General features: G+C 43.4%; 25 protein-coding genes. 21 read left to right on the top strand and 4 right to left on the bottom strand.

Annotation, left to right across the window (positions count from 1 at the left end):
• Positions 1-238 precede the first annotated feature (238 nt).
• Complete coding sequence (locus NSU05_RS12875) at positions 239-379, bottom strand: sporulation histidine kinase inhibitor Sda (RefSeq protein WP_003226124.1); 141 nt, start codon at positions 377-379, stop codon at positions 239-241.
• A gap of 362 nt (positions 380-741) precedes the next feature.
• Here NSU05_RS12875 and NSU05_RS12870 point away from each other — a divergent pair, with 362 nt between their 5' ends.
• The 8 genes from NSU05_RS12870 to NSU05_RS12835 are packed head-to-tail and all read left to right on the top strand — an operon-like array spanning position 742 to position 5,753.
• Positions 742-1,260: a YqeG family HAD IIIA-type phosphatase gene (locus NSU05_RS12870; protein WP_003226126.1), complete on the top strand. Its 519-nt coding sequence runs from the start codon at positions 742-744 to the stop codon at positions 1,258-1,260.
• A gap of 3 nt (positions 1,261-1,263) precedes the next feature.
• Complete coding sequence (gene yqeH, locus NSU05_RS12865; protein WP_003229966.1) at positions 1,264-2,364, top strand: ribosome biogenesis GTPase YqeH; 1,101 nt, start codon at positions 1,264-1,266, stop codon at positions 2,362-2,364.
• A gap of 17 nt (positions 2,365-2,381) precedes the next feature.
• A complete protein-coding gene (gene aroE, locus NSU05_RS12860) occupies positions 2,382-3,224 on the top strand; it encodes a shikimate dehydrogenase (RefSeq protein WP_038429328.1) in 843 nt (280 codons plus the stop codon).
• The gene (yhbY, locus tag NSU05_RS12855; RefSeq protein WP_003226133.1) at positions 3,218-3,508 is read left to right on the top strand and encodes a ribosome assembly RNA-binding protein YhbY; all 291 of its coding nucleotides are present in this window, start codon (positions 3,218-3,220) and stop codon (positions 3,506-3,508) included. The genes aroE and yhbY overlap by 7 nt, the downstream gene beginning before the upstream one ends.
• 11 nt (positions 3,509-3,519) lie before the next feature.
• Positions 3,520-4,089, top strand: coding sequence for a nicotinate-nucleotide adenylyltransferase (locus NSU05_RS12850; RefSeq protein WP_004398676.1), 570 nt, complete (start codon positions 3,520-3,522; stop codon positions 4,087-4,089).
• Positions 4,079-4,639, top strand: a complete 561-nt coding sequence (gene yqeK / locus NSU05_RS12845) for a bis(5'-nucleosyl)-tetraphosphatase (symmetrical) YqeK (RefSeq protein ID WP_014480316.1) — start codon at positions 4,079-4,081, stop codon at positions 4,637-4,639. Before NSU05_RS12850 ends, yqeK begins: the two co-directional genes overlap by 11 nt.
• A 17-nt stretch (positions 4,640-4,656) precedes the next feature.
• Positions 4,657-5,013 carry a ribosome silencing factor gene (rsfS, locus tag NSU05_RS12840; protein WP_014480315.1) on the top strand — a complete coding sequence of 119 codons (357 nt, stop codon included), beginning with the start codon at positions 4,657-4,659 and terminating at the stop codon, positions 5,011-5,013.
• Positions 5,010-5,753, top strand: a complete 744-nt coding sequence (locus NSU05_RS12835) for a class I SAM-dependent methyltransferase (RefSeq protein WP_038429327.1) — start codon at positions 5,010-5,012, stop codon at positions 5,751-5,753. The genes rsfS and NSU05_RS12835 overlap by 4 nt, the downstream gene beginning before the upstream one ends.
• A 65-nt stretch (positions 5,754-5,818) precedes the next feature.
• Here NSU05_RS12835 and comER read toward each other — a convergent pair whose 3' ends face one another.
• Positions 5,819-6,640, bottom strand: coding sequence for a late competence protein ComER (gene comER / locus NSU05_RS12830; RefSeq protein ID WP_004398597.1), 822 nt, complete (start codon positions 6,638-6,640; stop codon positions 5,819-5,821).
• A gap of 83 nt (positions 6,641-6,723) precedes the next feature.
• Here comER and comEA point away from each other — a divergent pair, with 83 nt between their 5' ends.
• The 3 genes from comEA (at position 6,724) to NSU05_RS12815 (ending at position 10,311) form a co-directional block, all read left to right on the top strand.
• Entirely contained in the window at positions 6,724-7,341 is a 618-nt protein-coding gene (gene comEA, locus NSU05_RS12825) for a competence protein ComEA (protein ID WP_038429326.1), read from the top strand.
• Between the two features lie 66 nt (positions 7,342-7,407).
• Positions 7,408-7,977 (top strand): ComE operon protein 2, encoded by a 570-nt coding sequence (locus NSU05_RS12820; RefSeq protein WP_003229978.1) that lies wholly within the window; start codon positions 7,408-7,410, stop codon positions 7,975-7,977.
• Between the two features lie 3 nt (positions 7,978-7,980).
• On the top strand, positions 7,981-10,311 hold the full coding sequence (locus NSU05_RS12815; protein ID WP_038429325.1) for a DNA internalization-related competence protein ComEC/Rec2: 2,331 nt from the start codon (positions 7,981-7,983) through the stop codon (positions 10,309-10,311).
• 39 nt (positions 10,312-10,350) lie between these two features.
• Here NSU05_RS12815 and NSU05_RS12810 read toward each other — a convergent pair whose 3' ends face one another.
• Positions 10,351-10,485, bottom strand: a complete 135-nt coding sequence (locus NSU05_RS12810) for a YqzM family protein (protein ID WP_003229983.1) — start codon at positions 10,483-10,485, stop codon at positions 10,351-10,353.
• A 40-nt stretch (positions 10,486-10,525) separates the two neighbouring features.
• Between NSU05_RS12810 and NSU05_RS12805 the strand changes: the two genes are divergently transcribed.
• Together NSU05_RS12805 and holA are read left to right on the top strand one after the other, a co-directional pair.
• Complete coding sequence (locus NSU05_RS12805; RefSeq protein ID WP_003229985.1) at positions 10,526-10,675, top strand: hypothetical protein; 150 nt, start codon at positions 10,526-10,528, stop codon at positions 10,673-10,675.
• 39 nt (positions 10,676-10,714) lie between these two features.
• Complete coding sequence (gene holA / locus NSU05_RS12800; RefSeq protein ID WP_038429324.1) at positions 10,715-11,758, top strand: DNA polymerase III subunit delta; 1,044 nt, start codon at positions 10,715-10,717, stop codon at positions 11,756-11,758.
• Positions 11,759-11,772: 14 nt separating this feature from the next.
• Here the strand turns inward: holA and rpsT are convergent, their stop codons facing one another.
• Entirely contained in the window at positions 11,773-12,039 is a 267-nt protein-coding gene (gene rpsT, locus NSU05_RS12795; RefSeq protein WP_003229989.1) for a 30S ribosomal protein S20, read from the bottom strand.
• A 203-nt stretch (positions 12,040-12,242) separates the two neighbouring features.
• Between rpsT and gpr the strand changes: the two genes are divergently transcribed.
• The 8 genes from gpr to dnaK all read left to right on the top strand — a co-directional run bounded on the left by gpr (position 12,243) and on the right by dnaK (position 21,742).
• On the top strand, positions 12,243-13,349 hold the full coding sequence (gpr, locus tag NSU05_RS12790; protein ID WP_014480309.1) for a GPR endopeptidase: 1,107 nt from the start codon (positions 12,243-12,245) through the stop codon (positions 13,347-13,349).
• Positions 13,350-13,411: 62 nt separating this feature from the next.
• Entirely contained in the window at positions 13,412-14,617 is a 1,206-nt protein-coding gene (gene spoIIP / locus NSU05_RS12785; RefSeq protein WP_038429323.1) for a spore autolysin SpoIIP, read from the top strand.
• A 16-nt stretch (positions 14,618-14,633) separates the two neighbouring features.
• On the top strand, positions 14,634-14,972 hold the full coding sequence (locus NSU05_RS12780; RefSeq protein ID WP_038429322.1) for a YqxA family protein: 339 nt from the start codon (positions 14,634-14,636) through the stop codon (positions 14,970-14,972).
• A gap of 133 nt (positions 14,973-15,105) precedes the next feature.
• Positions 15,106-16,944: a translation elongation factor 4 gene (lepA, locus tag NSU05_RS12775; RefSeq protein ID WP_003229999.1), complete on the top strand. Its 1,839-nt coding sequence runs from the start codon at positions 15,106-15,108 to the stop codon at positions 16,942-16,944.
• A gap of 52 nt (positions 16,945-16,996) precedes the next feature.
• Complete coding sequence (gene hemW, locus NSU05_RS12770) at positions 16,997-18,136, top strand: radical SAM family heme chaperone HemW (protein WP_038429321.1); 1,140 nt, start codon at positions 16,997-16,999, stop codon at positions 18,134-18,136.
• Between the two features lie 80 nt (positions 18,137-18,216).
• Positions 18,217-19,248, top strand: a complete 1,032-nt coding sequence (hrcA, locus tag NSU05_RS12765) for a heat-inducible transcriptional repressor HrcA (protein ID WP_003246126.1) — start codon at positions 18,217-18,219, stop codon at positions 19,246-19,248.
• A 71-nt stretch (positions 19,249-19,319) separates the two neighbouring features.
• The gene (gene grpE / locus NSU05_RS12760; RefSeq protein WP_003230005.1) at positions 19,320-19,883 is read left to right on the top strand and encodes a nucleotide exchange factor GrpE; all 564 of its coding nucleotides are present in this window, start codon (positions 19,320-19,322) and stop codon (positions 19,881-19,883) included.
• A 23-nt stretch (positions 19,884-19,906) separates the two neighbouring features.
• Positions 19,907-21,742: a molecular chaperone DnaK gene (gene dnaK, locus NSU05_RS12755; protein WP_004398786.1), complete on the top strand. Its 1,836-nt coding sequence runs from the start codon at positions 19,907-19,909 to the stop codon at positions 21,740-21,742.
• Positions 21,743-21,805: the final 63 nt, after the last annotated feature.

Raw genomic sequence — 21,805 nt, 5'->3', positions numbered from 1 at the left:
GCTTCACATGTATTGGGCAGGCAGAGCATATGGATACGCTTTTATTGTTGTTTTAGTTGTTGTTCTCCTGGTTGTGGGCGGCATATACTGGTTAGCATAATAACCGGCCCTTTAAAACACCTCTTTTTAGGGGTGTTTTTTGCTGAAAGTAGTAGTAAAGCGCGCAGCCAAAGTGATATAATATCAGTCATCTGAGTAAAAAAAGGAAATACGCCCGGAAAAAATAGACAAATTCCTATTAAGAAGATACGGAAATAATATGTCCGAGCGATCTTCTTTTTATTTCGTTTTCAATTAACTCGATAAAGTCACGGTTTAAATTCATTTCGGTGGCTTTGAAATAAGATTCTATTAGTAATTCATCAGACAGTTTTCTCATGCTAGGAACCCAATTAATGGGAGAGGCACCTCCTTCAAAGTTGGAATCATTCATGATTTTAACGCATACAATGATAAGTTGTGTTCATCTGAGGTTGAAGTTATCTTTAATCTACCATGAAATGCATATAAGAACAATCGTTCTGTTATCCACACCAAAAAGTGGATAACTTGTGAGTATCGTGTTTATAATTTGTCTAAAGAGTGATGTAATAAGAGTGGATAGTGTGTGTAAATTTATCCACACCTGGTGAAGAAACCCAATTTTTGTCGAAATTTTTTTGCTCAGTTTTTCTTTAGGCGCAAGTTCGATTTTTTTCGACAATCATTTTGAGAGAAAGAAAAAAGGGAAGGGTGCGGGTTTTGTTAAAAAAGTTTTTTTTACCTGACGAGTTTGTAAAAAATATTTTTCATATTACACCTGAGAAATTAAAGGAACGAAATGTAAAAGGGATTATTACTGACCTGGATAATACGCTTGTTGAATGGGACAGGCCGAACGCGACGCCGCGATTGATCGAGTGGTTTGAAGAAATGAAGGAACACGGCATTAAAGTGACAATTGTCTCTAATAATAACGAAAGAAGAGTGAAACTTTTCTCAGAACCGCTTGGAATCCCATTCATCTATAAAGCAAGAAAACCGATGGGTAAAGCCTTTAATAGAGCGGTGCGTAATATGGAGCTAAAAAAAGAGGACTGCGTTGTCATCGGAGACCAGCTGCTGACCGATGTACTCGGGGGAAACCGAAACGGCTACCATACGATTTTGGTCGTGCCAGTCGCTTCCTCTGACGGATTCATTACGCGCTTTAACCGCCAGGTCGAACGCAGAATACTGAGTGCTCTTAAACGAAAAGGGCACATTCAGTGGGAGGAGTAAGAAATGGAAAAGGTTGTTTGTATCGGGTGCGGAGTTACGATCCAAACCGAGGACAAAACAGGTTTGGGGTACGCGCCGCCTGCATCGCTTACGAAAGAAAATGTGATTTGCCAGCGTTGCTTCAGACTGAAAAACTATAATGAAATACAAGATGTCTCCTTAACTGATGATGATTTTTTGAACATTCTTCACGGTATTGGAGAAACGGACTCTCTTGTCGTAAAAATTGTTGATATTTTTGATTTTAACGGCAGCTGGATTAATGGGCTGCAGCGCTTGGTGGGGGGAAACCCTATCTTATTAGTTGGCAATAAAGCGGATATTTTGCCTAAGTCACTGAAAAGAGAGCGTCTGATCCAATGGATGAAGCGTGAAGCGAAAGAGCTTGGCTTAAAACCGGTTGACGTATTTTTGGTCAGTGCGGGACGCGGCCAGGGAATCAGAGAAGTAATTGACGCGATTGAGCATTACCGCAACGGAAAAGACGTCTATGTTGTCGGATGTACAAATGTAGGAAAGTCAACCTTTATTAACCGGATTATTAAAGAAGTGTCAGGTGAAGAAGATATTATTACAACATCCCAATTTCCTGGCACAACCCTTGATGCGATTGAAATCCCGCTGGATGACGGTTCATCGCTTTATGATACACCGGGAATTATCAACAACCATCAAATGGCGCATTATGTCAATAAAAAGGACCTGAAAATATTATCTCCTAAAAAGGAGCTGAAGCCTCGCACATTCCAGCTTAATGATCAGCAAACACTGTATTTTGGCGGACTTGCAAGGTTTGATTATGTGTCTGGGGAAAGATCTCCTTTTATTTGCTATATGCCGAATGAGCTGATGATTCATAGAACAAAACTTGAAAATGCAGACGCGCTTTATGAAAAGCATGCAGGGGAATTGCTCACACCTCCGGGTAAAGATGAAATGGATGAGTTTCCTGAATTGGTCGCCCATACGTTTACGATAAAAGACAAAAAGACAGATATCGTTTTCTCTGGGTTAGGCTGGGTTACTGTCCATGACGCCGATAAAAAGGTAACTGCATACGCGCCAAAAGGCGTTCATGTATTTGTTCGGCGTTCATTAATTTAAGAAAAGGGGAGAGGAGTATGAAAAAGCTGTACGGGGTTATCGGAAATCCGATTGGCCATTCTATGTCACCTGATATTCATAACGCATCATTGAAAGACCTCGGGCTTGACGGACATTATCATGCCTTCAAGGTAGAAGAGAATGATCTGGAGGATGCGGTAAAAGGAATAAGAGCTCTAGGCGTACAAGGAATCAATGTGACTGTTCCGCACAAGGTTTCCATTATGGATTATCTGGATCATATTGATGAGAGTGCAAAATTGCTCGGTGCCGTAAACACGGTCAGAAGAGAGGGAGATAAGCTTGTCGGATACAATACCGATGGGGAAGGCTTCGTGAAGTCATTAATGAAGGTATTAGACAAGCCCATCTCTGAACTGTCATTCTTAATGATCGGCGCTGGCGGAGCGGCGAGAGCCATTTTTACAACAATTGTCCGAAATACCCCGAAAAAATTTGACATTTGCAACCGGACGTTAGAAAAAGCAAAGCGGCTTACAGAAGCTACTCCCTCGTTTCACAATAAAGAAGTATTAAGCATAAAAGAAGCAGAAGAACGTCTTGAGCAGTATGATGTTATCATCCATACAACGTCTGTGGGCATGTATCCGAACGTGGACGATGTGCCGCTTTCATTACAGCGTGCCGCGAGCAGTGCCGTCGTATGTGATATCGTGTATAATCCAATACAGACGGCCCTTTTAAAGGAAGCAAGCCAAAAAGGCTTGAAAACACTCGACGGTGTGGGCATGTTTGTTGAACAGGCAGCATTGTCTTTCCAATTGTGGACTGGACAAGAGCCTGATATTGAAAAAATGAGATCCATTGTAATAGGAAAATTAGGAGGAACAGAATGTTAACAGGTAAACAAAAACGTTTTTTGCGTTCAAAAGCGCATCATTTAACGCCGATTTTTCAAGTAGGTAAAGGCGGAGTAAACGACAACATGATTAAACAAATTGCTGAGGCGCTTGAAGCGAGAGAGCTGATTAAAGTCAGCGTGCTTCAGAATTGCGAAGAGGATAAAAACGATGTAGCGGAAGCTCTTGTAAAAGGAAGCCGCTCTCAATTGGTGCAGACAATCGGCAATACGATTGTGTTATATAAGGAATCAAAGGAAAATAAACAAATCGAGCTTCCTTAAAGGTGGTTGAAATGAAGAAAATCGGAATTTTCGGAGGCACGTTTGATCCTCCGCATAATGGTCACCTCTTAATGGCGAATGAGGTGCTGTACCAGGCGGGGCTTGATGAAATTTGGTTTATGCCTAATCAAATTCCGCCGCATAAACAGAACGAAGACTATACCGACAGCTTTCATCGCGTGGAAATGCTAAAGCTTGCAATTCAATCTAATCCGTCCTTTAAGCTGGAGCTTGTTGAAATGGAAAGAGAAGGGCCATCATATACCTTTGATACCGTTTCTTTACTGAAGCAGCGTTATCCAAATGATCAGCTGTTCTTTATTATCGGCGCTGATATGATTGAATATTTGCCGAAATGGTATAAGCTGGACGAGCTGCTGAACCTCATTCAATTTATTGGAGTAAAGCGCCCCGGTTTTCATGTTGAAACCCCTTATCCGCTTCTCTTTGCAGACGTTCCGGAATTTGAGGTATCATCAACTATGATAAGGGAACGGTTTAAAAGCAAGAAGCCCACTGACTACTTAATCCCTGATAAAGTGAAGAAGTATGTAGAGGAGAATGGTTTATATGAATCGTGAGGAGGCACTTGCATGCGTGAAGCAGCAATTGACCGAACACCGATATATCCATACGGTTGGCGTGATGAACACGGCGATCGAACTTGCGGAGCGTTTTGGAGCCGATTCTAAAAAAGCGGAAACAGCGGCAATCTTTCATGATTACGCCAAATTCCGCCCGAAAGAAGAAATGAAACAAATTATTGCGCGTGAAAAAATGCCTGCGCATTTATTGGATCATAATCCGGAGCTCTGGCACGCTCCGGTCGGCGCTTATTTGGTCCAAAGAGAGGCAGGGGTTCAAGATGAAGACATTCTTGACGCCATTAGGTATCATACCTCAGGGCGCCCCGGCATGACACTTTTAGAAAAAGTCATTTACGTTGCCGATTACATTGAGCCAAACCGGGCATTTCCCGGTGTCGATGAGGTGCGTAAGCTTGCTGAGACAGATTTGAATCAAGCGCTGATTCAGTCCATTAAAAATACAATGGTTTTTCTTATGAAAAAAAATCAACCGGTTTTTCCAGACACATTTTTAACGTATAACTGGCTTGTGTCTGGCAGCTGAACAGGAGGAATTTGTGAATGAACCAAAAGTCCATTTTAAAGATCGCAGCTGCGGCTTGCGATGATAAACGGGCAGAGGATATTTTAGCACTGGATATGGAAGGTATTTCTCTGGTTGCTGATTATTTTCTGATCTGCCACGGAAATTCAGATAAACAGGTACAGGCTATTGCCCGTGAAATCAAGGATCAAGCTGATGAAAACGGCATTCAAGTCAAAAAGATGGAAGGCTTTGATGAAGCAAGATGGGTTCTCGTTGATCTAGGCGATGTGATTGTCCATGTCTTCCACAAGGACGAAAGAAGCTACTACAACCTTGAAAAGCTGTGGGGAGACGCTCCACTCGCAGATCTTGATCTTGGAATGAATCAATGATTTATCAAGGCTTTGCAAGCGTGTATGACGAGTTAATGTCACACGCGCCTTACGATCAATGGACAAAATGGATTGAAGCATCTCTCCCGGAAAAAGGCCGTATTCTCGATCTGGCATGCGGCACGGGGGAAATCTCCATCCGGCTTGCCGAAAAAGGCTTCGAGGTTACAGGCATCGATCTCAGCGAAGAGATGCTTTCTTTCGCCCAGCAAAAGGTATCGAGTAGCCAGCCTATTTTATTTCTTCAGCAGGATATGAGAGAGATTACCGGCTTTGACGGTCAGTTTGACGCTGTTGTGATATGCTGTGACTCATTAAATTATTTAAAAACAAAAAATGATGTGATGAAAACCTTTAAAAGTGTATTTCGGGTATTGAAGCCTGAAGGCATTTTGCTGTTTGATGTTCATTCATCTTATAAAATTGCGGAAGTCTTTCCGGATAGCACATTTGCTGACCAGGACGAAGATATCAGCTATATTTGGCAGAGCTTTGCCGGAAGTGGCGAGCTTTCTGTCATTCATGATATGTCGTTTTTTGTGTGGAACGGAGAAGCGTATGATCGTTTTGATGAGACACACGAGCAAAGAACGTTCCCGGTGGAAGAGTACGAAGAAATGCTTAAGAGCTGCGGCTTTCAGCTCCATCGCGTGACAGCTGATTTTACGGATACCGAGCCATCAGCACAATCAGAACGCCTATTTTTCAAGGCGCAGAAATCAAAAACCATCGTTTCCTAAAACGATGGTTTTTTTAAATGCTTTTTTATGCCTTTGCAGTACAGACGAACGTATGACATACTCGTCTACACATGAAACTGCTTTTTCACTGCGGAAATATCCTCCTCGTACTTCATATGAGTATTTTGAAATACTCGGTGAAACATATCCTGCACACCGCTTTCCAGCGCTTTAATGCCTTCTCCTGTTACACCGCCTTTAACGCAAACCTTTTCCTGTAATGCAGGCAGGGTATACAATTCGGTTTCTAACAGTTTTCCCATTCCGACAAGCATTTCCTTACACATCAAAATCGCGTCCTGTTTAGACACTGATGTTTCCGAAACAGCTGCATCTATAAACCGCTGAATCAGATAGCTCATAAAAGCGGGGCCGCAGCTTACGATGTCTGATGCAACCCTTGTGATGTCACTTTCAATTTGCAACGGATGAGAGATATGCTGCATCAGCTCATTGATTTTCGCTTTTGCAGATTCGCCGCAGCTTGTGCCGAACGTGACAAGAGAAACACCTGCCAGCGCTCTGTTCGTAATACTTGGGATCACTCGCGCCACTTGACACGGTACATATTGTTCGAGCTGTTCGGTTTGAACGGGGCTTGTAATTGAGATGAGAATATGATCTTTTCTTAAATAAGGTAACGCTCTTGCCAGTAAAGGATATATATCCAGCGGCTTAACACAAATAAAAATCATCTCGTTCTCAGAAACGAGCTTTTCGAGACTTTCGGTAACGTTTATGCTGTTGTAGCGATTTTTTATGTGCAACGCTTTTTCAATTGTGCGGTTTGTGATTGTCATGTTTGAGGGATCGGCTGCTTTTGATTCAATAAATGATTCGATAAGGATCGTACCCATATTTCCTGTGCCGATAAAGCCTATCTTCAATGGTTTCCCCTCCTTTGAGCTATTATCCTCTAAACCATATGTGTTATGAAAATAAAATATGACGAAAGCGGGGAACATGCACGATGAATTGGTTGAATCAGCATAAGAAAGCAATTATTCTAGCGGCTTCTGCGGCTGTTTTCACAGCGATTATGATCTTTCTGGCCACAGGGAAAAATAAAGAGCCGGTGAAGCAAGCTGTACCAACAGAGACAGAAAATACAGTGGTAAAGCAGGAAGCAAACAACGACGAGTCAAGCGAAACAATTGTGATAGACATCAAAGGTGCTGTTCGGCATCCTGGCGTTTATGAAATGCGAACAGGGGACAGAGTATCTCAGGCAATTGAGAAAGCGGGCGGGACCAGTGAACAAGCAGACGAAGCGCAAGTAAATTTGGCGGAGATTCTGCAGGACGGGACAGTGGTGTACATCCCGAAAAAGGGAGAGGAAACAGCAGTGCAGCAAGGTGGCGGAGGGTCTGTCCAAAGCGATGGAGGGAAGGGAGCGCTGGTGAATATCAATACAGCAACCTTAGAGGAGTTACAAGGCATCTCAGGGGTGGGGCCATCCAAAGCTGAAGCTATTATTGCATACCGGGAAGAAAACGGGCGTTTCCAAACAATTGAAGATATCACTAAGGTTTCAGGAATAGGTGAAAAGTCATTTGAGAAAATAAAGTCTTCCATTACAGTAAAGTGATTTGACGGTCATGCATTATGATAGGTAAACTAAAGGTCAGGCAACACAACATTTGGAGGGAACAACGTGGAACGAATTTCATGGAATCAATACTTTATGGCTCAAAGCCATTTATTGGCGCTGCGCAGCACATGTCCGAGATTATCTGTCGGCGCTACTATAGTCAGAGACAAACGCATGATAGCAGGAGGCTACAATGGGTCAATCGCGGGCGGCGTACATTGTGCAGATGAAGGATGCTTAATGATAGATGATCATTGCGCAAGAACCATTCACGCTGAAATGAATGCGATTCTTCAATGCTCTAAGTTTGGGGTGCCGACTGATGGAGCTGAGATTTATGTGACGCATTATCCGTGCATTCAATGCTGCAAATCTATTATTCAAGCGGGTATCAAAACGGTTTATTATGCTGAGGATTACAAAACACATCCGTATGCGCAGGAATTATTTGAACAGGCGGGTGTAACAGTTGAACAGGTTGAACTCGATGAAATGATCGTTGATCTGAAAAACAGGGAAAAGCTTTCATTTGTAGCGGGTCTTATAGGGAAATTGGCTGATGCCGGTTTAGCGGAGGAAGAATTGAAAAAGATACATGAACAGGCGAATACACTTTTCACGAGCTACGTGTGATGAATGCGTAATTCGCGCTTATTATTGCCTATGGCGGCAGCTTCGGCAACGGCTGGAATTACTGCCGCCGCTTATTTCCCCGCTATTTTTCTTTTCATCCTCTTTCTCCTCATCATTTTAATCAAAACGAGGCACGCTTTTCTAATTATTGTTTGTTTCTTCTCTTTTATATTGTTTTTTGTACTGTATGCAGTCACAGATTCTCAGAATGTCTCTTCCTATCGGCAGGGAACTTATCAATTCAAGGCAGTGATTGACACTATTCCCAAAATTGACGGCGACCGTATGTCTATGATGGTTGAGACACCTGATAAGGAAAAATGGGCTGCTGCGTATCGCATTCAGTCTGCTGGTGAAAAAGAACAGCTGTTATACATAGAACCAGGAGTGTCATGTGAGTTAACTGGTACATTGGAAGAACCGAATCACGCAACTGTGCCGGGTGCATTTGATTATAACGAGTATCTTTATCGGCAGCATATTCATTGGAACTACTCTGTCACGTCTATCCAAAACTGCAGCGAACCTGAAAATTTTAAGTACAAGGTGCTCAGCTTGAGAAAACATATCATATCATTCACAAACAGCCTTTTGCCTCCTGATTCGGCAGGGATTGTACAGGCACTTACAGTTGGTGACAGATTTTATGTGGAGGACGAAGTGCTTACCGCGTATCAAAAGCTTGGTGTTGTCCATCTCTTGGCAATATCAGGGCTCCACGTGGGGATTTTGACAGCAGGTTTGTTTTATATCATGATTCGCCTTGGTATAACTAGAGAAAAGGCGTCAATTCTGTTGCTGTTATTTCTGCCGCTCTATGTGATGTTGACCGGCGCTGCTCCTTCAGTGCTACGCGCCGCTCTCATGTCGGGTGTTTACTTAGCTGGAAGCCTTGTCAAATGGCGTGTCCACTCTGCAACTGCAATTTGTCTTTCATACATCGTCCTTCTGCTCTTCAATCCTTATCATCTCTTTGAAGCCGGTTTTCAGCTATCGTTCGCCGTCAGTTTTTCTTTAATTCTATCCTCTTCTATTTTTCATCAGGTTAAAACCTCCTTGGGGCAGCTGACAATTGTATCACTCATCGCTCAGCTGGGCTCGCTTCCGATTCTCCTGTATCATTTTCATCAGTTTTCTATCATCAGCGTACCGATGAATATGTTGATGGTACCATTTTATACCTTCTGTATTTTGCCGGGAGCTGTAGCAGGTGTTCTTCTATTAAGTCTTTCCGCTTCGTTTGGGAGATTGTTTTTCAGCTGGTTTGATTTATTGATAAGCTGGACCAATAGGCTAATCACAAACATTGCAGATGTTGATGTGTTCACGATTATGATCGCACATCCTGCACCTGTTTTGCTTTTTTTATTCACAGTCACGATCATCCTATTGCTTATGGCGATTGAAAAACGCTCCTTGTCGCAGTTGATGGTAACCGGAGGCATTTGCTGCACGGTGCTGTTTCTGCTCTTTATATATCCGTGTCTTAGTTCCGAAGGAGAAGTGGATATGATAGATATTGGACAGGGTGACAGCATGTTTGTAGGTGCTCCGCATCAGCGGGGGCGTGTCTTAATTGATACCGGCGGCACTTTGTCTTACTCGTCAGAGCCTTGGCGCGAAAAACAGCATCCGTTTTCACTGGGGGAAAAGGTGCTGATTCCGTTTTTAACTGCTAAGGGAATCAAACAGCTTGACGCTTTAATTCTGACGCACGCTGACCAAGATCATATCGGAGAGGCGGAGACTCTGCTGAAGCATCATAAAGTAAAGCGCCTCGTGATTCCGAAAGGGTTCGTTTCTGAACCTAAAGATGAGAAAGTGCTGCAGACAGCCAGAGAAGAGGGAGTGACAATTGAAGAGGTGAAGCGAGGCGATGTATTGCAAATAAAGGATTTGCAGTTCCATGTACTGTCACCTGAAACACCTGATCCGGCAAGCAAAAATAATTCTTCTCTCGTTCTGTGGATGGAGACGGGCGTTCTGAGCTGGATTTTGACGGGTGATCTGGAGAAAGAAGGGGAACAGGAGGTGATGGACGTGTTTCCAAATATTAAAGCAGATGTCTTAAAGGTGGGGCACCATGGGAGCAAAGGCTCTACCGGTGAAGAATTCATCCAACAGCTTCAGCCGAAAACGGCCATTATCTCAGCCGGGAAAAACAATCGGTACCATCATCCTCATCAAGAAGTTCTGCAACTATTACAGAGACATTCTATCCGCGTGCTGCGAACAGATCAAAACGGAACGATCCAATATAGATACAAAAACAGAGTTGGAACCTTTTCTGTCTATCCTCCATATGATACATCAGATATAACAGAGACGAACTAAAAAAGACTGCCGAGAAATCAGCAGCCCGGGCAGTCGCTGTTATGAACCAACTAGGTGAATAACCGTTGCCATGACAAACAAGAAGGCGAAAAATCCGAAGGACACAACAAAACCAACAGCTGAATCTACAGCATCATTTCGTTTGCTTTGAACGTTTTTTTCAAAATCATTCAACTTTATCCCTCCTGACTGACTTAAGTATAATGGAATTGTTTTGAAAAATCTAGAAGCTAAGGTAACGTTTTCTGTTCTGGTGATTATCGCCTTTTTACAAGCTGTCCCGGGGGCTTGCGAACAGGCGTTTAATATAAATGGGGAAGCAGCAGTCAGGCTTCCTCTTTACTATTTTGCAAACTCAATTTAGGATAGTAGGGGATGATGAAAGAGAGGAAGTCGTACAACAATGGTATTTGATGTGTGGAAAAGCCTGAAAAAAGGAGAGGTCCATCCGGTTTATTGTTTATACGGAAAAGAGACATATCTGCTGCAAGAAACCGTCAGCAGGATCAGACAGACGGTCGTTGATCAGGAGACAAAGGATTTCAATCTGTCCGTTTTTGATCTGGAAGAGGACCCGCTGGATCAAGCAATTGCAGATGCTGAAACGTTTCCGTTTATGGGGGAGCGGCGTCTTGTCATTGTGAAAAATCCATATTTTTTAACAGGTGAAAAGAAAAAAGAAAAAATTGAGCACAACGTCAGTGCGCTTGAATCATATATACAATCACCTGCTCCTTACACAGTCTTTGTCCTGCTTGCTCCGTATGAAAAGCTTGATGAGCGGAAAAAGCTGACGAAAGCGTTAAAGAAGCACGCGTTTATGATGGAGGCGAAGGAATTAAACGTAAAGGAAACGACGGACTTTACTGTCAACCTTGCAAAAACAGAGCAGAAAACAATCGGCACGGAAGCGGCGGAGCATTTGGTTCTGCTTGTGAACGGGCATCTGTCATCGATTTTTCAGGAGATTCAAAAGCTCTGCACGTTTATTGGAGATCGTGAAGAAATTACGCTGGATGATGTGAAAATGCTTGTTGCTAGAAGCCTTGAACAAAATATTTTTGAGCTGATCAATAAAATCGTCAACCGAAAACGAACAGAGAGTCTGCAAATTTTTTATGATTTGCTTAAACAAAATGAAGAACCGATCAAAATTATGGCGCTTATTTCGAACCAGTTCCGGCTGATTCTGCAGACAAAGTACTTCGCGGAACAGGGATACGGACAAAAACAAATCGCTTCTAATCTAAAAGTTCACCCATTTCGGGTAAAGCTGGCGATGGATCAAGCAAGGCTTTTTTCAGAGGAGGAGCTCCGTTCAATTATTGAACAGCTTGCCGTCATGGACTATGAGATGAAAACCGGGAAAAAGGACAAGCAGCTCCTGCTCGAACTGTTCCTTTTACAGCTGTTAAAAAGAAATGAAAAAAACGATCCCCATTATTGAGGATCGTTTTTATATTATGCAGAAAGTCCGTTCACTTTTTTCGCTAGTCTTGATTTGTATCGAGCTGCGGTATTTTTGTGTACAAGACCTGTTTTCACTGCTTTATCAATACGTTTAGCTGCTTCAGTAAGAGCAGTTTTCGCTTTGTCAGCTTCGTTGTTGGCAACAGAAGCTTCAACTTGTTTGATTGCAGTACGCATAGCAGATTTGATTGTCGCGTTATGAACGCGGCGTTCGTTGTTTGTTTTTGTACGTTTAATCGCTGATTTAATGTTTGGCATGTGTTTCACCTCCTAAGATACAACCTGTAGCACAGTGTCTTAAGGTTAAATCTTCTTCACAATAGAACAAATTGTATTCTATCAAACACACCTTTAGATTGCAATATAAATGTAAAGTATTTTTCATTGAAGGTTCTCTTTTTAGCATGATTCATTCAGCAAATGGCAACAATATAGGTACTTAATGTGAAGGAGGCCCCTGTATGAAAAAGAGTGAGCTGGATGTGAATCAGTATTTGATACGTACCGATTTGGCAGTGGAAACGAAGGAAGCAATGGCCAATCAGCAGGCTGTGCCGACAAAAGAAATTAAAGGCTTTATTGAAAAAGAGCGTGATCACGGCGGCATTAAAATCCGCACAGTTGATGTTACAAAGGAAGGCGCAGAGCTTTCAGGAAAAAAAGAAGGGCGCTATTTAACGCTTGAAGCACAGGGAATCAGGGAGAATGATTCGGAAATGCAAGAGAAGGTCTCTGCTGTCTTTGCGGAGGAATTCTCAGCTTTTCTTGAAAACCTTAATATCTCAAAAGATGCGAGCTGTTTGATCGTTGGGCTCGGCAACTGGAACGTGACACCTGATGCGCTTGGACCGATGGCAGTAGAAAATCTGTTGGTAACAAGGCACTTGTTTAAGCTTCAGCCGGAAAACGTACAGGAGGGTTACAGGCCTGTCAGTGCTTTTGCACCGGGTGTCATGGGGATAACAGGAATCGAAACAAGTGACATTATTAAAGGTGTGATTGAGCAATCGAAGCCTGATTTTGTCATCGCCATTGATGCGTTGGCGGCGCGGGCGGTGGAAAGGGTCAACACAACCATTCAAATATCGGATACAGGCATTCACCCGGGATCTGGAGTGGGGAATAAACGAAAAGATTTAAGCAAAGACACGCTTGGTGTTCCGGTGATTGCTATCGGTGTTCCGACAGTAGTTGATGCCGTGACAATTGCCAGCGACACGGTAGACTACATATTAAAACATTTTGGCAGAGAAATGAAGGATAACAGGCCGTCAAGATCGCTTGTTCCGGCAGGCATGACGTTTGGGAAAAAGAAAGTGCTCACTGAAGAAGATCTTCCCGATCAAAAGCAGCGCCAATCGTTCCTAGGGATTGTCGGAACCCTTCAAGAAGATGAAAAACGGCAGCTCATTCACGAGGTGCTTTCGCCTTTAGGACACAACTTAATGGTTACGCCGAAGGAAGTCGATTCATTTATCGACGATATGGCAAATGTTTTAGCGAACGGACTAAACACAGCGCTTCATGAAAAAGTGTCACAAGAAAACAAAGGCTCCTACAATCACTAAACAGTTCTACTTCCTCTAGCTTGTTCATAGAGTAATTACTAGACAAGCGCTGGAGGGATTCAATGAGAAATAAACGCAGAAACAGACAGATTGTTGTTGCGGTAAATGGAGGGAAAGCGATAAAAGCCATCTTTCTATTTATCGTAAGCCTTATCGTGATTTTTGTTCTATCCGGTGTGCTGACGTCTCTCCGGCCGGAACTTAGGCCGTCGTCTGACTCTTTTTATGGGATTGCTGAAGAATTGCCGGGTGACGTATTTGCACATTTGCTGCGGATGGAAAACCATTATTTCGCTTCTGACCTCTCTCAAACCGACAGCTCATTTCATCTTTCTCGTCTTTCTTTAAAGCTGGCGACGAGCATTAACCTCGAAGATCCGCGGAGCTTTCTCGGTCGGGAGCTGCCAGGGTTTGCACAATTTGATACCGAGATTTTGTTAGCTGGACAAGGAACCGATTATACGAATATGCCTGCGGAATCGCCGCCGCCGTCTAAGGTGATGGAGGAAGAAAGGGAAGCGAATTTGGCAGAGATTGAAAAACAGCAAACGCAATCAGATAATGCGCAAAAAGATCCGCCCAAACAAACAACAGGTGATAAAAAGGTCGTGTTTATCTATCACACGCACAATACGGAATCATATCTCCCTCTATTAAAAGGTGAGACCGATCCTGACATGGCGCGCCATTCTAAAGCCAACGTCACGCTTGTAGGAGATATGTTCGGACAAGCGCTTGAATCCCAAGGCATCGGAGCCACAGTGAATAAAACCGATATACAATCAAAATTGAATAAAAAAGGCTTAAACTATGCCAGGTCCTATGATGAATCAAGGCCGGTCGTGAAAGACGCCCTCGCTTCAAACAAAAATCTGCAATATATCATTGACATCCACAGAGACTCACGGCGCAAAAAAGACACAACCGCAACGATTAAAGGGAAAAGCTATGCCAGGGTAGCCTTTGTCGTCGGGAAAAAAAGCAAAAACTTCGAAGAAAACTATAAAATTGCGAGTGAGCTTCATAAACTGATGGAGAAAAAATACCCCGGACTTAGCACAGGTGTCTTTTCCAAAGGCTCGCCAGGCGATAATGGTGTTTACAATCAGGATTTAACCGATAGAGCGCTTTTGCTCGAGTTTGGCGGAGTAGATAATAATCTCGAAGAGCTGCAGCGTGCGGCTAACGCGGCCGCGGACGTATTCAGCGAAATGTACTGGGATGCTGAAAAGGTCAACGCAGCGAGCGGGGAGACGAAAAAACAATAAGAAATAGGTGGTTGATTTGATTGCATACTTTGGAAAATGCTTACTGCTTATCACGATCATGTTTTTAGGCGTACTGTTCGGCATGCAGCAGGCAAACAACGGGATGCTGAGTATGAAAGGCTATCATGACCCTTCACTGAAGGGGGCGTTTACGCTCACCGACGGAAAAGATAATGAAAAAGAAGCCTCAATCCTAGGAGAAACAGTCACGGCAAAAGATTTAGAAGAAAAACAAAAAGAGCTGGAAAAGGTGGAGACATTCAATATGTTTTCAAAAGCCGGAAAAGCGCTTTCGGACACCGTAACCAATACTGCCCAGTCAATGTATGAATGGATACGGGATATGAATCAATAAGTACGTGAAAGAGAAAAGCAGCCCAGATATGATAGGGAACTTTTCTCTTTCTTGTTTTACATTGAATCTTTACAATCCTATTGATATAATCTAAGCTAGTGTATTTTGCGTTTAATAGTAGGAGTGATAGATTGTGACAGATAAAGAAAAGCGTTTAGAGAGGCAATCGAGAATACGGAATTTCTCTATCATTGCCCATATTGACCACGGAAAATCGACCTTAGCGGATCGTATTTTAGAAAAAACGTCGGCAATCACTCAACGAGAAATGAAAGAACAATTGCTCGATTCTATGGATCTTGAACGTGAGCGGGGCATAACCATTAAATTAAACTCTGTTCAGCTTAAATATAAAGCAAAAGACGGAGAAGAATATATCTTTCATCTAATCGATACGCCGGGACACGTCGACTTCACGTATGAAGTATCCCGAAGCCTTGCTGCCTGCGAGGGAGCGATTCTTGTCGTGGATGCAGCCCAGGGGATTGAAGCGCAGACGCTCGCCAATGTCTACTTAGCGCTTGACAACGATCTTGAAATCCTTCCGGTCATCAATAAAATCGACCTTCCGAGCGCCGAGCCCGAACGTGTGCGCCAAGAGGTAGAAGACGTTATCGGCCTTGACGCATCAGAAGCCGTGCTTGCTTCTGCAAAAGCCGGTATCGGGATTGAGGAGATTTTAGAACAAATCGTAGAAAAGGTGCCAGCTCCGACCGGAGATCCGGAGGCGCCGCTCAAAGCGCTGATCTTCGACTCGCTTTATGACGCCTACCGCGGTGTCGTGGCTTATATCAGAGTCGTTGAAGGAACGGTAAAGCCGGGACAAAAAATCAAAATGATGGCAACCGGGAAAGAATTCGAAGTAACAGAGGTGGGCGTGTTCACGCCGAAAGCAACTCCGACAAATGAACTGACGGTCGGTGATGTAGGCTTCCTGACTGCCTCAATCAAAAATGTCGGTGACACACGTGTCGGTGATACAATAACGAGCGCTGCCAATCCTGCAGAAGAAGCGCTGCCGGGATACCGCAAGCTAAACCCGATGGTGTACTGTGGTTTGTATCCGATTGATACAGCGAAGTATAATGATTTAAGGGAAGCTCTTGAAAAGCTTGAGCTGAATGATTCCTCCCTTCAATATGAAGCGGAAACTTCGCAAGCGCTTGGATTCGGGTTCCGCTGCGGATTTTTAGGCATGCTTCACATGGAGATCATTCAGGAGCGAATTGAGCGTGAGTTCAACATCGACCTGATTACGACAGCGCCAAGCGTTATCTATGACGTGTATATGACAGACGGCGAAAAGGTCGTTGTCGACAACCCGTCCAACATGCCGGATCCTCAAAAGATCGAAAGGGTTGAGGAGCCATACGTAAAAGCGACGATGATGGTGCCGAATGACTATGTCGGCGCTGTAATGGAGCTTTGCCAAGGAAAACGCGGCAATTTCATTGATATGCAGTATTTAGACGCAAACCGTGTCAGCATCATTTATGATATGCCATTAGCGGAAATCGTATATGAGTTTTTTGATCAGCTGAAATCAAGCACTAAAGGCTATGCGTCCTTTGATTATGAACTGATCGGCTACAAACCGTCCAAGCTTGTGAAAATGGACATTATGCTGAATGGTGAAAAAATCGATGCCCTTTCCTTTATCGTGCATCGTGATTACGCATATGAACGGGGAAAAGTGATCGTTGAAAAACTGAAAGAACTCATTCCGCGCCAGCAGTTTGAAGTTCCGGTACAAGCCGCAATCGGCCAGAAAATCGTGGCCCGCTCCACCATAAAAGCAATGCGTAAAAACGTATTGGCTAAATGTTACGGAGGGGACATCTCGCGTAAACGGAAACTTCTTGAAAAACAAAAAGAAGGAAAGCGCCGTATGAAGCAGGTCGGCTCAGTTGAAGTGCCGCAAGAAGCATTTATGGCAGTTCTGAAAATGGACGACAGTCCGAAAAAACAATAGAAGCCGCCGCAGTCTTGTACTGCGGCTTCTTTCTGTAAAGAAGGTGAATCCGTTGAAATCAGCTTATATCCATATCCCATTTTGTGAGCATATTTGCCACTACTGCGATTTCAATAAATATTTTATTCAAAGTCAGCCAGTCGACGAGTATTTAAACGCACTCGAACAGGAAATGATAAATACAATAGCAAAAACCGGGCAGCCTGATCTCAAAACAATCTTTATCGGAGGAGGCACGCCGACCTCCCTGTCTGAGGAACAGCTTAAAAAGCTGATGGATATGATCAACCGCGTGCTAAAGCCCTCAAGCGACTTATCGGAATTTGCGGTTGAAGCGAATCCGGACGATTTGTCCGCAGAGAAATTAAAAATATTAAAAGAAGCAGGCGTAAATCGCCTTAGCTTTGGTGTGCAAACGTTCGAAGACGATCTGTTAGAAAAAATCGGCCGAGTGCACAAGCAAAAAGATGTATTCACCTCTTTTGAAAGAGCGCGGGAAATCGGTTTTGAGAATATCAGTCTTGATCTCATGTTCGGGCTTCCGGGGCAAACCCTCAAGCATCTGGAACATTCCATAAACACTGCTTTATCATTGGACGCTGAGCATTATTCCGTTTACTCCCTTATTGTAGAACCGAAAACGGTATTTTATAATTTGATGCAAAAAGGGCGGCTTCATCTTCCGCCGCAGGAGCAGGAAGCTGAAATGTATGAAATAGTGATGAGCCAGATGGAAGCTCACGGCATTCATCAATATGAAATCAGCAACTTTGCTAAGGCAGGCATGGAATCTAAGCACAATCTAACGTATTGGAGCAACGAACAATATTTCGGTTTCGGAGCTGGCGCTCACGGATATATTGGCGGCACACGAACAGTGAACGTCGGACCTGTTAAGCATTACATTGACCTGATAGCTGAAAAGGGTTTTCCGTACAGAGATACACATGAAGTGACAACAGAAGAACAGATTGAGGAAGAAATGTTTTTAGGTTTGAGAAAAACAGCCGGTGTCAGCAAAAAACGATTCGCAGAAAAATACGGCCGCTCCCTGGATGGACTTTTCCCAAGCGTGTTAAAAGACCTCGCTGAAAAAGGGCTGATTCACAATTCGGAGTCTGCCGTTTATTTGACTCATCAAGGGAAATTATTAGGCAATGAAGTTTTTGGCGCTTTTTTGGGTGAGTTATAATTGACATTTTTCTTGTGGTTTGATACTTTTGTTATAGAATTAGCACTCGCTTATTGAGAGTGCTAACAGAGGTGATGATGATGTTAACAAATCGTCAGCTGCTGATCCTACAGGTTATAATCAACGATTTTATTAAATCGGCACAGCCGGTGGGATCAAGAACTCTTTCGAAAAAAGATGAAATCACATTTAGCTCTGCAACAATAAGAAACGAGATGGCTGACTTGGAGGAATTGGGCTTTATTGAAAAAACCCATTCATCCTCAGGACGTGTTCCGTCAGAAAAAGGGTATCGGTACTATGTTGACCATTTGCTGTCACCCGTCAAACTGACGAAAAGCGACCTGGACCAAATCCACTCGATCTTCAAAGAGAAAATTTTCGAGCTGGAGAAGACAGTTCAAAAATCAGCGCAAATTTTGTCCGATCTGACGAATTACACATCCATCGTACTCGGGCCGAAGCTGAGTGAGAATTACCTTAAACAGATTCAAATCATTCCGATTCAGCCTGATATGGCGGTAGCGATTCTCGTTACCAATACGGGGCATGTGGAAAACAAAACGATTAACTTTCCGACCAAAATGGATCTGTCTGATATTGAAAAACTGGTCAATATACTGAACGACCGATTAAGCGGCGTTCCAATGGATGAACTGAATGAGCGCATATTTAAGGAAGTTGTCATGTACCTAAGACAGCACATTAAGAACTATGACAATATACTCGACGCGCTTCGTTCAACCTTTCATTCCACAAATCACGTTGAAAAGTTGTTTTTTGGCGGGAAAATCAATATGCTGAACCAGCCTGAGTTCCATGATATCACCCGAGTTCGGTCGCTGCTTTCATTAATTGAGAAAGAACAGGATGTTTTAAAGCTGGTTCAATCCCCGCACACGGGAATTTCGATTAAAATCGGAAAAGAAAACGACTATGAAGAGATGGAAAATTGCAGTCTGATTACGGCTTCTTATTCCGTAGACCAGAAGCAGATCGGCTCAATTGCGATTATCGGCCCGACCCGCATGAATTATTCCAGGGTTGTCAGCCTGCTTCAGCATGTGACTTCGGACTTGTCAAAAGCATTAACAAGTCTGTATGATGAATAAGGGAATTTTGGCAAATTTTATCGAAGGGCAGCACCTGTCCTTCTCCTTACACTTTGAGGGAGGTGAACACAATGTCAGAAGAAAAACAAACCGTTGAACAAAACGAAACAGAAGAGCAAGAAATCATTGAAGAACAAGCTGCCGCTGATGAACAGCAGGAAGAAACAAATGAAAGCGAACTTCTTCAAAACCAAATTAACGAATTGCAAGGTTTGCTTGAGGAAAAAGAAAACAAACTTTTGCGTGTTCAAGCAGACTTTGAAAACTATAAACGACGCAGCCGTTTAGAGATGGAAGCGTCCCAAAAATACCGTTCTCAAAATATCGTGACTGATTTACTGCCGGCTCTTGACAGCTTTGAACGAGCGCTTCAGGTTGAAGCCGACAATGAACAGACGAAAAGTTTGCTCCAGGGAATGGAAATGGTCCACCGTCAGCTCGTAGAAGCCTTGAAAAAAGAAGGCGTCGAAGCCATCGAAGCTGTAGGGCAGGAATTTGATCCTAATCTGCACCAAGCTGTTATGCAGGCTGAAGACGAAAACTACGGCTCCAACATTGTTGTTGAGGAAATGCAAAAAGGCTATAAGCTGAAGGATCGCGTCATTCGCCCTTCCATGGTCAAAGTGAATCAATAATTACATAGCAGGAGGTTATTCAAGTGAGTAAAGTTATCGGAATCGACTTAGGAACAACAAACTCATGTGTGGCAGTGCTTGAAGGCGGCGAGCCTAAAGTTATTGCTAACGCTGAAGGAAACCGCACAACGCCATCAGTTGTTGCATTTAAAAACGGCGAACGTCAAGTAGGGGAAGTGGCTAAACGCCAATCTATTACAAACCCTAACACAATTATGTCTATCAAACGTCATATGGGTACTGATTATAAAGTTGAAATTGAAGGAAAGGATTACACTCCACAAGAAGTGTCTGCTATCATCCTTCAACACCTTAAATCATACGCTGAAAGCTATCTTGGCGAAACAGTATCAAAAGCAGTTATCACAGTTCCTGCATACTTTAACGATGCTGAGCGTCAAGCAACAAAAGACGCTGGTAAAATTGCAGGTCTTGAAGTAGAACGTATCATCAACGAGCCGACTGCAGCAGCGCTTGCATACGGACTTGATAAAACAGATGAAGATCAAACGATCCTAGTATACGACCTTGGCGGCGGTACATTCGACGTTTCCATCCTTGAGCTTGGCGACGGTGTATTCGAAGTTCGTTCAACTGCCGGCGACAACCGTCTGGGTGGGGACGATTTTGACCAAGTTATCATCGATCATCTGGTGTCTGAATTCAAAAAAGAAAACGGCATTGATTTGTCAAAAGACAAAATGGCGCTTCAGCGTTTGAAAGACGCAGCTGAAAAAGCGAAAAAAGATCTTTCCGGCGTATCTTCTACGCAAATTTCTTTACCGTTTATCACAGCTGGAGAAGCAGGACCGCTTCACCTTGAACTTACATTAACTCGCGCTAAATTCGAAGAGCTTTCTTCTCATTTAGTAGAGCGCACAATGGGTCCTGTCCGTCAAGCGCTTCAAGATGCAGGACTTTCTGCAAGCGAAATCGACAAAGTCATCCTTGTCGGCGGATCAACTCGTATCCCTGCCGTACAAGAAGCAATCAAAAAAGAAACTGGAAAAGAAGCGCATAAAGGCGTAAACCCGGATGAAGTTGTAGCGCTTGGTGCTGCGATTCAGGGCGGCGTTATCACAGGTGACGTAAAAGATGTTGTTCTTCTTGACGTTACACCGCTTTCTCTCGGTATCGAAACAATGGGCGGTGTGTTTACAAAACTGATCGACCGCAACACGACGATCCCAACAAGCAAATCTCAAGTGTTCTCAACTGCTGCTGATAACCAAACAGCTGTTGATATCCATGTTCTTCAAGGTGAGCGCCCAATGTCTGCCGACAACAAAACACTCGGCCGCTTCCAGCTTACTGATATCCCGCCAGCACCGCGCGGCGTGCCTCAAATCGAAGTTTCTTTCGATATTGACAAAAACGGTATCGTAAACGTAAGAGCAAAAGACTTAGGCACAGGAAAAGAACAAAACATTACAATCAAATCTTCTTCAGGTCTCTCAGATGAAGAGATCGAACGCATGGTAAAAGAAGCGGAAGAAAATGCTGACGCTGATGCGAAGAAAAAAGAAGAAATCGAAGTCCGCAACGAAGCAGATCAGCTTGTTTTCCAAACTGAGAAAACATTAAAAGATCTTGAAGGCAAAGTGGACGAAGAACAAGTGAAAAAAGCCAACGATGCCAAAGACGCTTTAAAAGCAGCGATTGAGAAAAACGAATTTGAAGAGATCAAAGCGAAAAAAGATGAGCTTCAAACAATCGTTCAAGAGCTTTCTATGAAGCTTTATGAAGAAGCTGCTAAAGCACAGCAAGCTCAAGGCGGAGCAAACGCTGAAGGCAAAGCGGATGACAACGTTGTCGACGCTGAATACGAAGAAGTAAACGACGACCAAAACAAAAAATAAGTTCTTTTTAGTGTCAGCCCCGCTTCCGGAGCTGACCGAAAAGAACACATTTCATAATCTGAT

This window comes from Bacillus sp. EU52, assembly GCF_037964975.1.
Lineage (GTDB): Bacteria > Bacillota > Bacilli > Bacillales > Bacillaceae > Bacillus > Bacillus subtilis.
Note: the sequence above shows the minus strand (reverse complement) of the source record. Positions and strands in the feature narration are given on the sequence as shown.